The sequence below is a fragment of the Pseudomonas sp. PDM31 genome, assembly GCF_019218965.1.
GTDB lineage: Bacteria > Pseudomonadota > Gammaproteobacteria > Pseudomonadales > Pseudomonadaceae > Aquipseudomonas.
Map to the genome: position 1 here is coordinate 475662 of NZ_JAHUWS010000003.1, position 16555 is coordinate 492216.

General features: G+C 60.8%; 14 protein-coding genes. 11 read left to right on the forward strand and 3 right to left on the reverse strand.

What is annotated here, in order from left to right; genetic code table 11:
- Positions 1-399: 399 nt before the first annotated feature.
- The 3 genes from dnaQ (at position 400) to KW839_RS08565 (ending at position 4474) form a co-directional block, all read left to right on the forward strand.
- Positions 400-1176 (forward strand): DNA polymerase III subunit epsilon, encoded by a 777-nt coding sequence (dnaQ, locus tag KW839_RS08555; protein WP_371318053.1) that lies wholly within the window; start codon positions 400-402, stop codon positions 1174-1176.
- A gap of 413 nt (positions 1177-1589) precedes the next feature.
- Positions 1590-3845, forward strand: coding sequence for an Orn/Lys/Arg decarboxylase N-terminal domain-containing protein (locus KW839_RS08560; protein ID WP_218424060.1), 2256 nt, complete (start codon positions 1590-1592; stop codon positions 3843-3845).
- A 14-nt stretch (positions 3846-3859) separates the two neighbouring features.
- Positions 3860-4474, forward strand: coding sequence for a GNAT family N-acetyltransferase (locus KW839_RS08565; protein ID WP_060540499.1), 615 nt, complete (start codon positions 3860-3862; stop codon positions 4472-4474).
- Here the strand turns inward: KW839_RS08565 and KW839_RS08570 are convergent.
- Complete coding sequence (locus KW839_RS08570) at positions 4440-5333, reverse strand: LysR substrate-binding domain-containing protein (RefSeq protein ID WP_218424061.1); 894 nt, start codon at positions 5331-5333, stop codon at positions 4440-4442. The two genes, KW839_RS08565 and KW839_RS08570, sit on opposite strands and share 35 nt — an antisense overlap.
- An 89-nt stretch (positions 5334-5422) precedes the next feature.
- Positions 5423-5650, reverse strand: a complete 228-nt coding sequence (locus tag KW839_RS08575) for a hypothetical protein (protein ID WP_060540501.1) — start codon at positions 5648-5650, stop codon at positions 5423-5425.
- 176 nt (positions 5651-5826) lie between these two features.
- On the opposite strand from KW839_RS08575, the gene KW839_RS08580 reads away from it, so the two are divergent.
- Positions 5827-6387: an NADPH-dependent FMN reductase gene (locus KW839_RS08580; RefSeq protein WP_060540502.1), complete on the forward strand. Its 561-nt coding sequence runs from the start codon at positions 5827-5829 to the stop codon at positions 6385-6387.
- 176 nt (positions 6388-6563) lie between these two features.
- Here KW839_RS08580 and KW839_RS08585 read toward each other — a convergent pair whose 3' ends face one another.
- Entirely contained in the window at positions 6564-7514 is a 951-nt protein-coding gene (locus KW839_RS08585; protein WP_060540503.1) for a DUF1853 family protein, read from the reverse strand.
- A 111-nt stretch (positions 7515-7625) separates the two neighbouring features.
- Here KW839_RS08585 and KW839_RS08590 point away from each other — a divergent pair, with 111 nt between their 5' ends.
- The 7 genes from KW839_RS08590 (at position 7626) to KW839_RS08620 (ending at position 16544) form a co-directional block, all read left to right on the forward strand.
- Positions 7626-8516: an NAD(+) kinase gene (locus KW839_RS08590; protein ID WP_060540504.1), complete on the forward strand. Its 891-nt coding sequence runs from the start codon at positions 7626-7628 to the stop codon at positions 8514-8516.
- Positions 8516-9487 (forward strand): metallophosphoesterase, encoded by a 972-nt coding sequence (locus tag KW839_RS08595; RefSeq protein WP_218424062.1) that lies wholly within the window; start codon positions 8516-8518, stop codon positions 9485-9487. Before KW839_RS08590 ends, KW839_RS08595 begins: the two co-directional genes overlap by 1 nt.
- Complete coding sequence (locus KW839_RS08600) at positions 9484-10353, forward strand: rhomboid family intramembrane serine protease (protein ID WP_218424063.1); 870 nt, start codon at positions 9484-9486, stop codon at positions 10351-10353. Before KW839_RS08595 ends, KW839_RS08600 begins: the two co-directional genes overlap by 4 nt.
- A 33-nt stretch (positions 10354-10386) precedes the next feature.
- The gene (locus tag KW839_RS08605; RefSeq protein WP_060540507.1) at positions 10387-10647 is read left to right on the forward strand and encodes a YeaC family protein; all 261 of its coding nucleotides are present in this window, start codon (positions 10387-10389) and stop codon (positions 10645-10647) included.
- The gene (locus KW839_RS08610) at positions 10644-11474 is read left to right on the forward strand and encodes a DUF2797 domain-containing protein (protein WP_060540508.1); all 831 of its coding nucleotides are present in this window, start codon (positions 10644-10646) and stop codon (positions 11472-11474) included. The genes KW839_RS08605 and KW839_RS08610 overlap by 4 nt, the downstream gene beginning before the upstream one ends.
- A gap of 10 nt (positions 11475-11484) precedes the next feature.
- Entirely contained in the window at positions 11485-14142 is a 2658-nt protein-coding gene (gene pepN / locus KW839_RS08615) for an aminopeptidase N (RefSeq protein WP_218424064.1), read from the forward strand.
- A gap of 1349 nt (positions 14143-15491) precedes the next feature.
- Positions 15492-16544 carry a YCF48-related protein gene (locus KW839_RS08620; protein ID WP_218424065.1) on the forward strand — a complete coding sequence of 351 codons (1053 nt, stop codon included), beginning with the start codon at positions 15492-15494 and terminating at the stop codon, positions 16542-16544.
- The last annotated feature ends 11 nt before the right edge of the window (positions 16545-16555 follow it).

The following is a 16555-nucleotide window of genomic DNA, read 5'->3' on the forward strand; positions in this document are numbered from 1 at the left end:
GCCTCGCCGGGGAGAATCAAGTACACCCATACCCATACCCATACCCATACCCATACCCACACTCGTGACCGCGAGGAACGCTGCGTTTGCAGACGTGTAGGCAAAACCGGTTTCAAAAGCGTTCCGTTACCGACCAGGCGGAGCAATTCCGCACGAGGTCGGCGGTCAAGAGGGTGTTTCAACTTTTAATGAATCGAATTCAGCTTCTAATGAAGCTCAAAGATCATCTCTGGCGCCGAAAGTGGCTATCTGCTTGCAGTGCTCCGCCACCAATGGTGCACTTACACATTGGCGCACTTGAGTGGAAGGTACATGGCTGTTTACACCTGATCATTGGTCATTAAGATTGCTTTCGAGCGATGTGGTAAGATCTGGCGTGTGTTTAGAGGCGGGTACGCGATGACGGTTTACAAAACTATAGCTAACAGGATGGTAGTACTCGATACCGAAACCACCGGCATGCCGGTGACCGACGGCCACCGGATTATCGAAATCGGTTGTGTCGAGCTGATGGGGCGGCGCCTGACTGGCCGGCATTTCCACGTATACCTGCAGCCGGATCGTGAGAGTGACGAGGGCGCGATCGGCGTCCACGGCATCACCAACGAATTCCTGGTCGGCAAACCGCGCTTCAATGAAGTGGCCGACGAGTTCTTCGAGTTCATCAAGGGCGCGCAGCTGATCATCCATAACGCGGCGTTCGACGTTGGCTTCATCAACAACGAATTTGCCCTGATGGGGCAGCACGATCGCGCGGACATCACGCAACACTGCTCGATCCTCGATACCCTGATGATGGCCCGGGAACGTCACCCGGGGCAGCGCAACAGCCTCGATGCCTTGTGCAAGCGCTATGGTGTCGACAACTCCGGTCGTGAACTGCACGGCGCTTTGCTCGACTCCGAGATTCTTGCTGACGTCTACCTGACCATGACCGGCGGGCAGACCAGCTTGTCCCTGGCGGGGAATGCTTCCGACGGCAACGGTTCCGGTGACGGAGCGGACAACTCGGCCACGGAAATTCGCCGCTTGCCTGCCGACCGTCAGCTGACGCGCATCATTCGCGCCAGTGAAGACGACCTGGCCCGGCATGCGGCTCGCCTGGAGATCATCGGCAAATCCGCCGGTGCTCCGGCGCTGTGGGTGCAGTTGGCCGAGGCGCAAGGCCAGGCCTGATTGTGGCGAGGGCTTGTCGGACCGCCGCACCGCCCCGCTGAGTCGCGAAGCGGCCCCAAAACCCGTCACTGAGGTGCAACAGATACACCGCATGTAATGGTTTTACGACTGCTTCGCAGCCGAGCGGGGGCAAGCCCCCTCGCCACAGGAGTCCCACCTGCCACAGGAGACCCCGCCTGCCACAGGAGGCCCCACCTGCCACAGGAGACCCCGCCTGCCACAGGAGACCCCCACCTGCCACAGGAAGCCCCACTTGCCACAGCCCCCAAGCCACAAATGCACAGATTGCACTTGAGTCCTCTGATCACATTGACCGACCCATATTGGGGCGTCCCACTCGCCACTTCCGCTGCAACCCTCTACCCTGAGGTGATTGGCAGGCCAAGGTCTGCCGCCTCAGGACACTGAGCCTCATGTATAAAGATTTGAAATTCCCGGTCCTGATCGTTCATCGCGACATCAAGGCCGATACCGTGGCCGGTGATCGCGTGCGCGGCATTGCCCGGGAACTGGAGCAGGAAGGGTTCAGCATCGTCTCGGCAGTGGATTACACCGAAGGGCGACTGGTTGCGTCGACCTACCACGGTTTGTCCTGCATGCTGATTGCCTCGGAAGACGCCAGCACCCACTCGCATCTGTTGCAGAACATGGCCGAATTGATCGGCCTGGCCCGGGTTCGTGCACCCGATCTGCCAATCTTCGCCCTGGGCGAAAAAGTCACCCTGGAAAACGCCCCGGCCGATGCCATGGCCGAGCTCAATCAGTTGCGCGGGATTCTTTATCTATTCGAAGACACCGTGCCCTTTCTCGCCCGCCAGGTGGCACGGGCTGCGCGCAAATACCTCGATGGCTTGCTGCCACCGTTTTTCAAGGCACTGGTGCAACACACCGCCGATTCCAACTATTCCTGGCACACCCCCGGCCACGGTGGTGGCGTGGCGTATCACAAAAGCCCGGTAGGGCAGGCGTTCCATCAGTTTTTCGGTGAAAACACCTTGCGCTCGGATTTGTCGGTGTCGGTGCCGGAACTCGGTTCGCTGCTCGACCACACCGGCCCCCTTGCCGAAGCGGAAGCCCGCGCGGCGCGCAATTTTGGCGCCGACCACACCTTCTTCGTGATCAATGGCACCTCCACGGCGAACAAGATCGTCTGGCATTCGATGGTTGGCCGCGACGACCTGGTGCTGGTGGACCGCAATTGCCATAAATCGGTCCTGCACTCGATCATCATGACCGGCGCGATCCCGCTGTACCTGTGCCCGGAGCGCAATGAACTGGGGATCATCGGCCCGATTCCGCTAAGCGAATTCAGCCGCGAATCAATACAGGCCAAGATCGACGCCAGCCCCTTGACCAAAGGCCGGGCGCCAAAGGTCAAGCTCGCGGTGGTGACCAACTCGACCTATGACGGCTTGTGTTACAACGCCGAACTGATCAAACAGCAGTTGGGCAACAGTGTCGAGGTATTGCACTTCGACGAAGCCTGGTACGCCTACGCGGCGTTCCATGAGTTTTTCGCCGGGCGATACGGCATGGGTACGTCCCGCGGCGAAGACAGTCCGCTGGTGTTCACCACCCATTCCACCCACAAACTGCTGGCGGCGTTCAGCCAGGCATCGATGATCCACGTGCAGGACGGCGGCGCGCGCCAACTGGACCGCGATCGCTTCAACGAAGCGTTCATGATGCACATCTCGACATCGCCGCAGTACGGCATCATCGCATCCCTGGATGTGGCTTCGGCCATGATGGAGGGGCCGGCGGGGCGTTCGCTGCTCCAGGAAATGTTCGACGAGGCCCTGAGTTTTCGTCGTGCGCTGGCCAATCTGCGTCAGCACATTGCCGCTGATGACTGGTGGTTCTCAATCTGGCAGCCACCTTCGGTCGAAGGCATCGAGCGGGTCGCTACCGAAGACTGGCTGCTGCAACCCGACGCCGACTGGCACGGGTTCGGCGGCGTGACCGACGATTATGTGTTGCTCGATCCCATCAAGGTCACGCTGGTAATGCCGGGCCTCACCGCCGCAGGTACCCTCAGCGAGCGCGGGATTCCGGCAGCAGTGGTCAGCAAGTTCCTCTGGGAGCGCGGGCTGGTGGTGGAGAAGACCGGGCTGTACTCGTTCCTGGTGTTGTTCTCCATGGGCATCACCAAGGGCAAATGGAGCACGCTGCTCACCGAACTGCTGGAGTTCAAGCGCAGCTACGACGCCAATGTGAGCCTGGCGAGCTGCCTACCGTGCGTGGCGCAACCGAATATCGCGCGCTATCAGGGCATGGGCCTGCGCGACCTGTGCGACCAGTTGCATGCCTGCTACCGCAGCAATGCCACGGCCAGGCATCTAAAACGCATGTATACGGTGTTGCCGGAGGTCGCGATGAAGCCGGCGCACGCCTATGATCAACTGGTGCGTGGCGAGGTCGAGGCCGTGTCGATCGATGCACTGGACGGGCGCATCGCCGCGGTCATGCTGGTGCCGTACCCGCCGGGAATCCCTTTGATCATGCCTGGCGAACGTTTTACCGAAGCGACTCGCTCGATCATCGACTACCTGGCATTTGCCCGTACGTTCGATAGCAGTTTTCCGGGGTTCGTGGCCGATGTGCACGGATTGCAACATGAAGATGAGGGCAATGGACGGCAATACACCGTCGATTGCATCAAGGAGTGAGGACCTTTCCCAGTATGCAGCCGGTTATCAATCCGAATTACCCAGGGCTCTCGGTGCGGGTTGCCGATGACGGTTTTGCCGCCTACATCTGGGGCAGCGACTTCAGTTTTGAAGTCGCGGCCTATGGTGCGGCGCAAATTGGCAAACCGGTGGCGCAGTGGCCGGTGACCCCGATCACGCCTTATCGTAAATGCTACGGCATCGATCCTGAGGAGTTCAGCAGTTTTCGCGATGCGGCCGACAGTGCGATCTTCATGGCCTATCTCGATGACCAGCCAGTGGGACATCTGGTGGTCAGCACCAACTGGAATGGCTTTGCCCATATCGACGAGTTGGCCGTGCATGCGCCGGCACGCCGGCATGGCGTGGCCAGGGCGCTGCTGGACGTTGCGCAGTTCTGGAGTCGCAAGAAAAAGCTGCCAGGCATCATGCTTGAAACCCAGAACAACAACCTCGACGCCTGCCGACTCTATGAGCGTTGTGGCTATGTGGTTGGCGGGGTCGACCATCTGCGTTATCGCGGCATCGATCCGAACACCGCCGAAGTCGCGCTGTTCTGGTACCGATTGTTCGAAAACCCGCTGGAAACCGCGCTCAGTTCGCCAGCATCGCCGCGGCTTGTTCCGTGATGATGGCCAGCAGGGTCTGGACCGCCTGTGCAGGCTCGTGGTTCTTCAAGGTCAAGGCATAAAGGCTGATTGGCACCGCAGGTGCGAGGGGGCAGGCATCCAGCCCCGAGGACCTGGCGCCAAGGGCCGTGAAGGGGTCGACGATGGCCAGGCCTTCACCGGCCTCGACCATGCTGCGCATCATCTGATGGGTCTGGACCCGGGTCTGGATCACCGGAGCCGGGCGCAGGGCGTGCAGCTTGTTCTCCAGCGCCGGGCTCAGGGGGTCATGACCTTCGAGACCGATCATCGATTGGCCGGCCAGATCCTGCAGCGAGATGTACTTTTGCTTGGGTTGCAGCCAGCCATGGGGGGCGAGCAGTTGCAGTTTTCCCTGGGCGATCAACTGGCACTGGATGTCGGCGTGATCGGGATCATGCAGGCTCAACCCCAGGTCGCTTTCGCGCAGCAGCAGGCTTCGGACGATGTCTCGGGTGGGCTGGCTTAGCAGCGTACAGGGCGCATCGGGCAGGCGTCGGCGCAGGGTTGCGATGCTTTGCGGCAACAGGTGTTGGGCCAGGGGCGGGGTGCAGATGACGCGCAGGGGTGGCGCCAGGTATTGCCTCAGGCTGTTGGCCAGGCGTTGCACTGGTTCGAGCGCATCGTACACCCTGGCAATTTCGAGTTGCAGTTCCCGCGCTTCGCGGGTGGCCTGCAAACGCCCGCGCACGCTGGCAAACAGCATGAAACCCAACTGATCCTCGGCATCGCGCAACAGATGCTCGACTTCGGCCACCGGCAACTGCAGCCATTCGGCGGCGGTGCCCAGGTGACCGGTCTGCAGGAGCGCCTGGATCACTTCGATATGGCGTAAGCGCATGCGTGAAGTCCATGTTCAGCAGGTGGGAGGAGTCAGTGGCTGAATCCTACCGCAAGTGTGCGCATATGACTTCTGCTCATAACGGCGGGTTATGAAACAACAGCGGTCTGCGGTTCCCGGATGATAGTTACACCGGTTTGCACCAGCATGAACTCGTTGTCATCGACTCTGTTGACGCGGTCGCCGATGGCCAGTTTATACGTGGTGACAGGCCCTGAGCCGTCGGCTGCCGGGGTGGATTCCTGAAACTCGTGCACCGAGTAGATACGGCCTTGCGCATCTCTTGCATGAAACTGACCGACGAGTACTGCTGCCATCTGTTTAGAACCTCTGGGGATTAATCACTCAATTTGCGGCTCAGTAGACCGTGCTTGGGCGAGGTAAGTTTTCCTGCGGGAAAAAAATAGTCAGGGGGGGTGTTTTTTCATCGCCCACTGTTCAAATCGTCATCTATAACTACAAGCTCTTTCCATCGGACAGTCGAGAATCTCCCATGAGCAACGTCTATACGATCGCCGTCGTGGTCGGCAGCTTGAGAAAGGAATCGATCAACCGCAAGATCGCGCTGGCCCTGGCCGACCTGGCACCGGCCAGCCTCAAGCTCGAGATCGTCGAGATCGGTGATCTGCCGCTCTACAACGAAGACATCGATGGCGCTTCACCGCCGGCAGCCTACAGCACTTTCCGACAACGGGTGAGTTCATCCGACGCGGTGCTGTTTGTGACTCCAGAATACAACCGCTCGGTGCCGGCGCCGCTGAAAAATGCGATCGACGTCGGTTCGCGCCCCTATGGCAAAAGCGCCTGGAGTGGTAAACCCGGGGCGATCATCAGTGTTTCGCCGGGGGCGATTGGCGGATTTGGCGCCAACCATCACCTGCGCCAATCCATGGTGTTCCTGGATGTGCCGTGCATGCAGGCGCCCGAAGCTTATCTGGGTGGTGCCGGTACGGCGTTCGATGAATCGGGAAAGTTGTCCGAAAAGGTCAAGCCGTTTCTGCAGAGCTTCATCAATGCTTATGGGCAGTGGGTGGAGCAGCATAAGAAGGTTTGATATCGGCGTGAGGGGCGTGGTGCCGGGTTTGTGGTTGTCCTGTTAGCCTGCGTTGACCCCATCGCTGGCAGGCCAGCTCCCACAGGATCGCCAATGTATACCTATTCTGTGATCGACCGAGACTCTTGTGGGAGCTGGCCTGCCAGCGATGGGGCCTGACCACACGCCGCAATAACTCAGGCATTGCCCGGCACATTCGGCCACAGATCCGCCACCAGAAACAGCCGCTCGGCTTCTTCCCAGTCGCCATGGGCATTTTCCGTCAGGCGCACCAGCAACTGTGCCGGGGCCAGTGGGTCGAGTTCGGCCAGCCACGCCTCCATCTGTTGCGGACTCCAGGTGTGCTCCGCCGAATAATGTGCCGGCGCCAGCCAGGCATGGCGGGGCAGGGGTTGCCAGCGACCGGGCGGGCTTTGGGCCAGAAAGGCTGTCCAGTCCTTCTGATGCAGCCAGCGCCCGCGCAAATGTTGCGGGTGTGCACCCAGCGGTGAGACGGACTGCCCCGGCCACGGGTAAAGCAGATAGCCGCCGAGCCACAAATGGGCGCTGAACTGGCGGATATCCAGCGCCGCCAGCACCTCGCGGCTCTCCGGGCGTGCCGAGATCGGCAGTTGATGTTGGCTCAGGTGCGCCAGCTTGCGATCCAGCCGGTCATGGCAGCCGGGACCAAGCCACTGCGCAGTATCCTGGCCGTCGCCGGTTTGCGGGCCAAGGTAGAGTTTGATCGCCAGTTCCAGGTGATGCACGCCATCGCGGTCACGCAGCAACATGTCGAGTTCGCCCAGGGTATGGCCCTCGCGACGGATCGGCATGTTGGCGGCAATCAGTTCGATGCCGGGAGCGTGCTGCACGGCGAACTGCCAGAGCCGTTCGTAATACAGGCCCAGGCGTCGGGTGCGGGCCTGGGCGAGCCAGTGCAACAAGCCATAACTGTCGCGATCAAGTTGCAGCAACCAGTGCTCCAGGCGCTCCGGTGCCTGCACCCAGTCACTGCCCGCCAAGGGGTGACGCTGCGGCCACGGGGTATCGCCGAGCATTGGCGGCGCCAGGATGACCCACGCCAGGTCACGCACTTCGGGGTGGCGCAACTGGTGGGGCAGGCGAAGCAAGTCTGGAAATAGGATCATCTTGCGAGCATAGCCCGAAACCCGGGCACACCCTTGAAGCTGAAAGGATTTTGTCTATGGCCGGCTTTCGCCCATAATCGTGCTTTTCGCCGCGACCCCCGCAGGAGCCCCATGGAGCAATTTCGCAATATCGGCATCATCGGTCGCCTGGGCAGTTCTCAGGTGCTGGATACCGTCCGCCGACTGAAACGGTTTCTGCTCGATCGTCACCTGCACGTGATCCTCGAAGACACCATCGCCGAAGTCCTGCCGGGGCATGGCCTGCAAACCTCGTCGCGCAAGATGCTCGGCGAAGTCTGCGACATGGTCATTGTGGTCGGCGGCGACGGCAGCCTGCTCGGCGCCGCCCGGGCGCTGGCCAGGCACAATATTCCGGTGCTCGGCATCAACCGCGGCAGCCTGGGTTTCCTCACCGACATCCGTCCCGACGAGCTGGAAGTCAAAGTCGCCGAAGTGCTCGACGGCCACTATCTGGTGGAAAACCGCTTCCTGCTGCAGGCCGAAGTGCGCCGCCACGCTGAGGCCATCGGCCAGGGCGACGCGTTGAACGACGTGGTGCTGCACCCCGGCAAATCGACGCGGATGATCGAGTTCGAGCTGTACATCGACGGTCAGTTCGTCTGCAGCCAGAAGGCCGACGGCCTGATCGTCGCCACGCCGACCGGCTCCACGGCCTATGCGATGTCTGCCGGCGGGCCGATCATGCATCCCAAGCTCGACGCTATTGTGATTGTGCCGATGTACCCCCATACCTTGTCGGGCAGGCCGATTGTGGTCGATGGCAACAGTGAGCTGAAAATCGTCGTGTCCAAGGATATGCAGATTTACCCGCAAGTCTCGTGTGACGGGCAGAACCACTTTACCTGTGCGCCCGGTGACACCATTACCATCAGCAAAAAAGCGCAGAAGCTGCGCCTGATTCATCCGCTCGACCACAACTACTATGAGGTTTGCCGGACCAAGCTCGGCTGGGGCAGCAAGTTGGGGGGTGGAGGCGACTGATGCTCGATCCCGCGCGTAGCTACGACCTGATCGGTGACGTGCACGGTTGCGCTCTGACCCTGGAGCACTTGCTCGACCGGCTCGGTTACCACAAACAGGGCGGCGTCTGGCGCCATGCCTCGCGCATGGCGGTGTTCGTCGGCGACATCATCGACCGCGGCCCGCGGATTCGCGAGGCGCTGCACATCGTCCATGACATGGTCGAGGCCGGTCAGGCGCTGTGCATCATGGGCAACCATGAATTCAACGCGCTGGGCTGGAGCACGCCGGCGCTGCCCGGTAGCGGCAAACAGTTCGTGCGCGAACACACCCCGCGCCATGCCCGCCTGCTGCACGAAACCCTGACCCAGTTCGAAGACCATCCGGGTGACTGGCATGACTTCCTGCAGTGGTTTTACCAACTGCCGCTGTTCCTCGATGCCGGGCGCTTCCGTGTGGTGCACGCCTGTTGGGACACCGGCATGATTGAGCCTCTGCGCAGATTGTTCCCCAACGGTTGTGTCGATGAGCACTTCCTGCAGACATCGGCCGAGTCGGGCACCTTTGCCTGCACCGTGTTCGACCGCCTGCTGCGCGGCACCGACATGCGCTTGCCCCATGGCTTGACCATGACCAGCGGTGACGGCCTGGTGCGTTCGTTCTTCCGCACCAAATTCTGGGAAGACGACCCGAAAACCTATGGAGACATTGTGTTCCAGCCAGACGCCTTGCCAGAACCCGTGGCCCGCACGCCACTGACGTCCAGCGAAAAGAACAACCTGCTGCGTTATGGCGCCGAGGAGCCGCTGTTGTTCGTCGGCCATTACTGGCGCAGCGGCAAACCGGCACCCATCCGATCGAACCTGGCCTGCCTGGACTACAGCGCGGTGCTCTACGGCAAACTGGTCGCCTATCGCCTGGACCAGGAAACCCGCCTTGATCCGAACAAGTTCGTCTGGGTCGACGTCGAGCGACCGGAGGTACTGCGATGAGCACCGTAGCGGTTTTGCGCCTGCCCCTGGCGGTGGACCTGAGCGGGTTCGTCAAATTGCTGCAACGCATGCAGGTGCCCCACCGGGTCAGTGAAGAGGCCGGTGAGCAGGTGTTGTGGGTGCCCGACAACATCAGCGAAGACGTTCGTGCGCTGTACGAGCGTTTTCCGGCGGGCGATCCCGATCAGCAACTGGACATACCGGTCGCGCAAACCCGGGCCCGCCCAGGCTTCGCCGAGCAGGTTCGACATGCCAGGGCCACCGCGCTGGTGCTCTTGCTGAGCCTGATCGTAGGCGCGGTGACGCTGCTGGGCGACAACCTGGAAACCATGCGCTGGCTGACCTTCCTCAAATTCCGTGTGGTCGGCGAGTACATCCACTTCACGCCACTGGCCGACAGTCTGGCGGCGGGGCAGTGGTGGCGCCTGGTGACGCCGATGCTGATCCACTTCGGCATCCTGCACCTGGCGATGAACGGCATGTGGTACTGGGAGCTGGGCCGGCGTATCGAATCGCGCCAGGGCAGCATCAACCTGATAGGCCTGACCCTGCTGTTCAGCCTGGTGTCCAATTTCACCCAGTATCTGTTCAGCGGTCCGAGCCTGTTCGGTGGCCTGTCCGGCGTCTTGTACGGCCTGCTGGGGCATTGCTGGATCTTTCAACTGCTGGCGCCAAACCCGGCCTATCGCCTGCCGCGCGGCGTATTGGTGATGATGCTGGTGTGGCTGGTGCTGTGCCTGTCCGGGCTGGTCTCGATGATCGGCTTCGGCGATATCGCCAACGCGGCCCACGTCAGCGGGTTACTCATCGGATGCTTCACCGGTTTGTTGGGTGGTTTGTACAACCGCCGTAAACTGGCCGTCTAATTCAAGACATGTAATAAAGAGCACGGAGACCTGATGTCCTCTTTTAATGAAATGATCAAAAACATCACACCCGATATCTACGAGAGCCTGAAGCTGGCGGTGGAAATCGGTAAATGGTCCGACGGTGGCAAACTCACCGCCGAGCAACGGGAGCTGTCGCTGCAGGCGATGATCGCCTGGGAGATCCAGAACCTGCCCGAAGACCAGCGTACCGGTTACATGGGCCCGCAGGAATGCGCCTCCAAGTCGATTGAAGTGCCCAATATCCTGTTCAAGTCGGATGCCATCCATTGATCGAGATTGGCCGCGGTGCAATCAGCAAAATGTCGGCGCGCCTGGACGGGCCCAATGTTCAATACGCTTTTCGTCTGGGCGAAACCGAGGTTCCGGTCAATCCGTTGATCGGCAGCACGGTGCGCCTGGAATACCTGGGGGCGATCCACTGCACCCATTGCGGGCGCAAGACCAAGACCAGTTTCAGCCAGGGTTACTGCTACCCGTGCATGACCAAACTGGCCCAGTGCGACGTGTGCATCATGAGCCCGGAGCGTTGCCACTTCGAGGCCGGCACCTGCCGTGAGCCGGAGTGGGGCCAGACGTTCTGCATGACCGATCACATTGTGTACCTGTCGAATTCCTCCGGGGTGAAGGTCGGGATTACTCGTGCCACCCAGGTACCGACCCGCTGGATCGACCAGGGCGCCAGTCAGGCATTGCCGATCATGCGCGTCTCCACTCGCCAGCAATCGGGCTTCGTTGAAGACCTGTTTCGCACTCAGGTGGCCGACAAGACCAACTGGCGTGCCTTGCTCAAGGGCGATGCAGTGTCAGTGGATCTGCCGCAGATTCGTGACCAATTGTTCGACAGCTGCGCCGAGGGCCTGCAAGCTTTGCAGGAACGATTCGGCTTGCAGGCGATCCAGACCATTGCCGACGTCGAGCCCCTTGAAATCCGCTTTCCGGTCGAGCAGTACCCGGCGAAGATTGTCAGCTTCAACCTGGACAAGAACCCGATTGTCGAAGGCACGCTGCTGGGGATCAAGGGCCAATACCTGATTTTCGATACCGGCGTGATCAATATTCGTAAATACACGGCTTACCAGCTCGCCGTGCATCAATAAGGACTCCAGCATGCGCACCGAACAACCGAAGATGATCTACCTGAAGGACTATCAGGCGCCCGAGTACCTGATCGACGAGACGCACCTGACCTTCGAGTTGTTCGAGGACCACAGCCTGGTCCATGCGCAACTGGTGATGCGCCGCAACCCCGAGCGCGGCCCGGGCCTGCCGCCGCTGGTGCTGGACGGCCAGCAGCTGGAGCTGCTGTCGGTCACCCTGGCTGATCGCGAGTTGAGCGACGCCGACTATCAGTTGACGGAGAGTCACCTGACCCTGCACCCGACCAGCACCACCTTCACGGTCGACACCAGCGTCAGGATCCACCCGGAAACCAACACCGCGCTGGAAGGCCTGTACAAATCCGGCACGATGTTCTGCACCCAGTGCGAAGCCGAAGGCTTCCGCAAGATCACCTATTACCTCGACCGCCCGGACGTGATGAGCACGTTTACCACCACGGTCGTCGCCGAGCAGCACAGCTATCCGGTGCTGCTGTCCAACGGTAACCCGATTGCCTCGGGACCGGGCGAGGACGGGCGGCACTGGGCGACCTGGGAAGACCCGTTCAAGAAGCCGGCCTACCTGTTTGCGCTGGTGGCCGGGGACCTGTGGTGCGTCGAAGACACCTTCACCACCATGACCGAGCGCTCCGTGGCGCTGCGTATTTATGTCGAGCCGGAAAACATCGACAAGTGCCAGCACGCCATGAACAGCCTGAAGAAATCCATGCGCTGGGACGAAGAGGTCTACGGTCGCGAATACGATCTGGACATCTTCATGATCGTTGCCGTGAATGACTTCAACATGGGCGCGATGGAAAACAAGGGCCTCAACATCTTCAACTCTAGCGCCGTGCTGGCCCGGGCTGAAACTGCCACCGACGCCGCGCACCAGCGGGTCGAGGCGATCGTCGCCCACGAATATTTCCACAACTGGTCGGGCAACCGCGTGACCTGCCGGGACTGGTTCCAGCTGTCGCTCAAGGAAGGCTTCACCGTGTTCCGCGATGCCGGGTTCTCCTCGGACATGAACTCGGCGACGGTCAAGCGCATCCAGGACGTAGCGTACCTGCGTACCCACCAGTTCGCCGAAGACGCTGGCCCCATGGCCCACGCAGTGCGCCCGGACAGCTTCATCGAGATTTCCAACTTCTACACCCTGACCGTGTACGAAAAGGGCTCGGAAGTGGTCGGTATGATCCACACCCTGCTCGGCGCCGAAGGCTTCCGCAAAGGCAGCGACCTGTACTTCGAGCGTCATGACGGCCAGGCCGTGACCTGCGATGACTTCATCAAGGCCATGGAAGATGCCAATGGCGTCGACCTGACCCAGTTCAAGCGCTGGTACAGCCAGGCGGGTACTCCACGTCTGGTGGTGAGCGAGTCTTACGACGCCGCGGCGAAAACCTACAGCCTGACCTTCCGCCAAAGCTGCCCGCAAACCCCGGACAAGGTTGAAAAACTGCCGTTCGTGATTCCGGTCGAACTCGGCCTGCTCGACAGCAAGGGCGGCGAGATTGCCCTGCGTCTGGCCGGTGAAGCCGCCGCCCAAGGCACAACCCGGGTGATCTCGGTAACCGAAGCCGAACAAACTTTCACCTTCGTCGACATCGCCGAACAGCCGCTGCCGTCGTTGCTGCGTGGCTTCTCTGCGCCGGTGAAACTGAGCTTCCCGTATAGCCGCGATCAACTGATGTTCCTGATGCAGCATGACAGCGACGGCTTCAACCGTTGGGATGCCGGCCAGCAGTTGTCGGTGCTAGTGTTGCAGGAGCTGATCGCACAGCAACAGAAGGGCGAAACGCTGGTGCTCGATCAGCGTCTGGTTTCTGCGCTGCGCAGCGTGCTGTCCGACGAGTCGCTGGACCAGGCCATGGTCGCCGAAATGCTCTCGTTGCCAAGCGAAGCCTATCTGACCGAGATCAGTGAAGTGGCGGATGTCGAAGCCATTCACAGCGCCCGCGAGTTTGCCCGCAAGCAACTGGCGGATGCGTTGTTCGAAGGGCTGTGGCTGCGTTACCAGGCCAACCGCGATCTGTCGAAGCAAACTCCGTATGTGGCCGAAGCCGAGCATTTTGCCCGTCGCGCCCTGCAGAACATCGCGCTGTCGTACCTGATGCTCAGCGGCAAGCCGGAAGTTCTGGCGGCGACTCTGGAGCAGTTCGAAACCTGCGACAACATGACCGAGCGCCTGACCGCACTTGCCGTGTTGGTGAACTCGCCGTTCGAAGCCGAGAAAGCCAAGGCGCTGGCCAGCTTTGCCGAGCACTTCAAGGACAACCCGCTGGTCATGGATCAATGGTTCAGCGTCCAGTCTGGCAGTGTGCTGCCGGGTGGTCTGGAAAGGGTCAAGGCGTTGATGCAGCACCCGGCGTTCAACATCAAGAACCCGAACAAGGTGCGGGCGCTGGTCGGTGCGTTTGCCGGGCAGAACCTGATCAACTTCCATGCTGCCGATGGTTCCGGGTATCGCTTTCTTGCGGATCTTGTGATCGAGTTGAACGGTTTCAATCCGCAGATTGCTTCGCGGCAGTTGGCGCCTTTGACGCGCTGGCGCAAGTATGACGATGCTCGTCAGGCTTTGATGAAAGGGGAGCTGGAGCGGATTCGTGCTTCGGGGCAGTTGTCCAGTGATGTGTTTGAGGTGGTCAGCAAGAGTCTGGCTTGAGTTAGCCGTTGACCTTGGCGGCCTTCGGGCCGACCAGGGTCTTGGTTGATTGAGTACATATCCGTTTCTTTGGTAACGGCGGCTTATGGTTTCGCCCTTACGGCGACTCACTTTTTTTACAAGCGCCAAAAAAAAGTAAGCAAAAAAACGCTCGCCCCAGCGTCCGGCCCCTCGCTAAGGCTCGGCGTTCCTTCGCTCCGGTGTCCATCCGGGGGCATCGCCTCCGGTCGGCTTCGCTTCGACCTCCTCTCGATGCGTTCGACTTCGTCGAACGGCGCTACGCGCCTACCCCCCGGATGAACACCTCCACTCAGCCTCCCGACGGGGCGGGTGGATCAAGATCAAAAGCTGCAGGCGAGCTAACGCTCGGCCTGTTGAGTGGTGAAAAGCGAGGGGTGTACGCCGATCCATTGTGGGAGCGGGCTTGCTCGCGAAGGCGGCCTGCCAGCCGACCAAACTCTGACGGATATCCCCGTCCTCTGTGGGAGCCAGCCTGCTGGCGATGGCGGCCTGCCAGCCGACCTGTCTTTTGCGGCTGCCCCCAATCCCTGTGGAAGCTGGCTTGCCAGCAAAGGCGGCCTGACAGCCGCCATGTCTCTTGCGGCTGCCCCCAATCTCTGTGGGAGCTGGCTTGCCAGCGAAGGCGGCCTGACAGCCGCCATGTCTCTTGCGGCTGTACCCAATCCCTGTGGGAGCCAGCCTGCTGGCGATGGCGACCTGCCAACCGTCCAAACCCCAGGGGAGACATGTATATCCGGTCCATCAGGCCGGCCGGTAGGCCGCCTCGCTTTTGCTTTTGATACTTTGCCTCTTCGGCAGGCCGAGCGTAGGTGTTCATCAGGGGGGTGGTCGCGCAGCGCCGTGCGGCGAAGCCGCACACATCGAGAGGAGGTCGTAGCGAAGCAGACCGGAGGCGATGCCCCCTGATGGACACCGTAGCGAGGGAACATCGAGCCTCAGCGAGGTGCCGTACGCCGGGGCAAAGCCTTTTGCTTGCTTTTCGCTGGGCCGGCACTCCGGCGTTTGGAAAAGTGAGTCGCTGTAAGAGCGAAACCATAAGCCGCCGTTACCGCAGCAACGGATATGTACACCAACCACCAACCACCACGACCGCAATCACCCCATCTAATACCCAACCATTCAGCAAAAACAAACATCCCCCCGGTTAACAAAACATAACGTGTCGTCGATTGTCAGCCCTTCAAAAACACCGATAGGATAAGCCAGCTTCCGAAGGGGCTCTGGATTGCGGGTTTCATAACCATGCTCTGAAAAGACTGATCCAGACACGCACCCTTACGGCGCCCTGAAAGGTTGAACGACCTAACAATAATAATGGGGGAAGGTCTATGAGTGAGCCTGTCATGGGTGTGGGTATCTGCCGCCCGCCGGCGTTGCGCAAAATCGCGTTGCTGGCTACAGCGCTCTCGCTGCTGGGCTCTGCCATGCTGTCGGCACCTGTGCTGGCTGCGGCTGCGCCGGCATCCGACGTTGTTTATTCCATTGAATCGGCCAAGGCTGCGAAAAGCCTGATGCTCGATGTCGTCCACGCAGGCAAGCGTCTGGTGGCGGTCGGGGATCGCGGGCACATTCTGTATTCCGATGACCAGGGTACGACCTGGACTCAAGCCAGGGTCCCGACCCGGGCACTGCTGACGTCGGTGTTTTTCGTCGATGACAAGCACGGCTGGGCCGTCGGCCATGATGCACAGATCCTCGCCAGCGAGGACGGTGGTATCACCTGGACCAAGCAATTCGAAGATTTGAAGCGCGAATCGCCGCTGCTGGATGTCTGGTTCAAGGACGTCGACAGCGGCTTTGCCGTGGGTGCCTATGGCGCCTTGCTGGAAACCACCGACGGTGGCAAGCACTGGGAAGATGTCAGCGATCGCCTGGACAACGAAGACCAGTTCCACCTCAACGGGCTCGCGGCGGTCAAGGATGCCGGGCTGTTCATCGTCGGCGAGCAGGGCAGCATGTTCCGTTCCGCCGACTGGGGCCAGACCTGGGAAAAGCTCGAAGGTCCGTATGAAGGCTCGCTGTTCGGGGTGATCGGCACAGCGCAACCTTCGACCTTGCTGGCCTATGGTTTGCGCGGCAACCTCTACCGCTCCAGTGATTTCGGCAGCACCTGGCAGCAGATCGAACTCAAGGCCCAACGCGGCGATCTGGAGTTCGCCCTGTCCGGCGGCACACTGCTTGAGGATGGTTCGATCGTGATCGTCGGCAACGGCGGCTCGGTGGTTCGCAGCAGTGACAATGGCGAAACCTTCAACGTGGTCAATCGCCCGGATCGCATCTCCGTCTCGGCGGTCACGGCGGCGGGCAATGGTAATCTGATCTTGGCCGGGCAGGGCGGCGTTCGCGTCACTTCGGCCAACGGCACCGAGGCGGGAAAATGAGCCGGGTTAAT

What these genes read in the sequence shown, in the direction of transcription:
- dnaQ (WP_371318053.1), top strand. Translation starts at nt 400, where the DNA reads ATGACGGTTTACAAAACTATAGCTAACAGGATGGTAGTACTCGATACC.
- KW839_RS08560 (WP_218424060.1), top strand. Translation starts at nt 1,590, where the DNA reads ATGTATAAAGATTTGAAATTCCCGGTCCTGATCGTTCATCGCGACATC.
- KW839_RS08565 (WP_060540499.1), top strand. Translation starts at nt 3,860, where the DNA reads ATGCAGCCGGTTATCAATCCGAATTACCCAGGGCTCTCGGTGCGGGTT.
- KW839_RS08570 (WP_218424061.1), bottom strand. Translation starts at nt 5,333, where the DNA reads ATGCGCTTACGCCATATCGAAGTGATCCAGGCGCTCCTGCAGACCGGT.
- KW839_RS08575 (WP_060540501.1), bottom strand. Translation starts at nt 5,650, where the DNA reads ATGGCAGCAGTACTCGTCGGTCAGTTTCATGCAAGAGATGCGCAAGGC.
- KW839_RS08580 (WP_060540502.1), top strand. Translation starts at nt 5,827, where the DNA reads ATGAGCAACGTCTATACGATCGCCGTCGTGGTCGGCAGCTTGAGAAAG.
- KW839_RS08585 (WP_060540503.1), bottom strand. Translation starts at nt 7,514, where the DNA reads ATGATCCTATTTCCAGACTTGCTTCGCCTGCCCCACCAGTTGCGCCAC.
- KW839_RS08590 (WP_060540504.1), top strand. Translation starts at nt 7,626, where the DNA reads ATGGAGCAATTTCGCAATATCGGCATCATCGGTCGCCTGGGCAGTTCT.
- KW839_RS08595 (WP_218424062.1), top strand. Translation starts at nt 8,516, where the DNA reads ATGCTCGATCCCGCGCGTAGCTACGACCTGATCGGTGACGTGCACGGT.
- KW839_RS08600 (WP_218424063.1), top strand. Translation starts at nt 9,484, where the DNA reads ATGAGCACCGTAGCGGTTTTGCGCCTGCCCCTGGCGGTGGACCTGAGC.
- KW839_RS08605 (WP_060540507.1), top strand. Translation starts at nt 10,387, where the DNA reads ATGTCCTCTTTTAATGAAATGATCAAAAACATCACACCCGATATCTAC.
- pepN (WP_218424064.1), top strand. Translation starts at nt 11,485, where the DNA reads ATGCGCACCGAACAACCGAAGATGATCTACCTGAAGGACTATCAGGCG.
- KW839_RS08620 (WP_218424065.1), top strand. Translation starts at nt 15,492, where the DNA reads ATGAGTGAGCCTGTCATGGGTGTGGGTATCTGCCGCCCGCCGGCGTTG.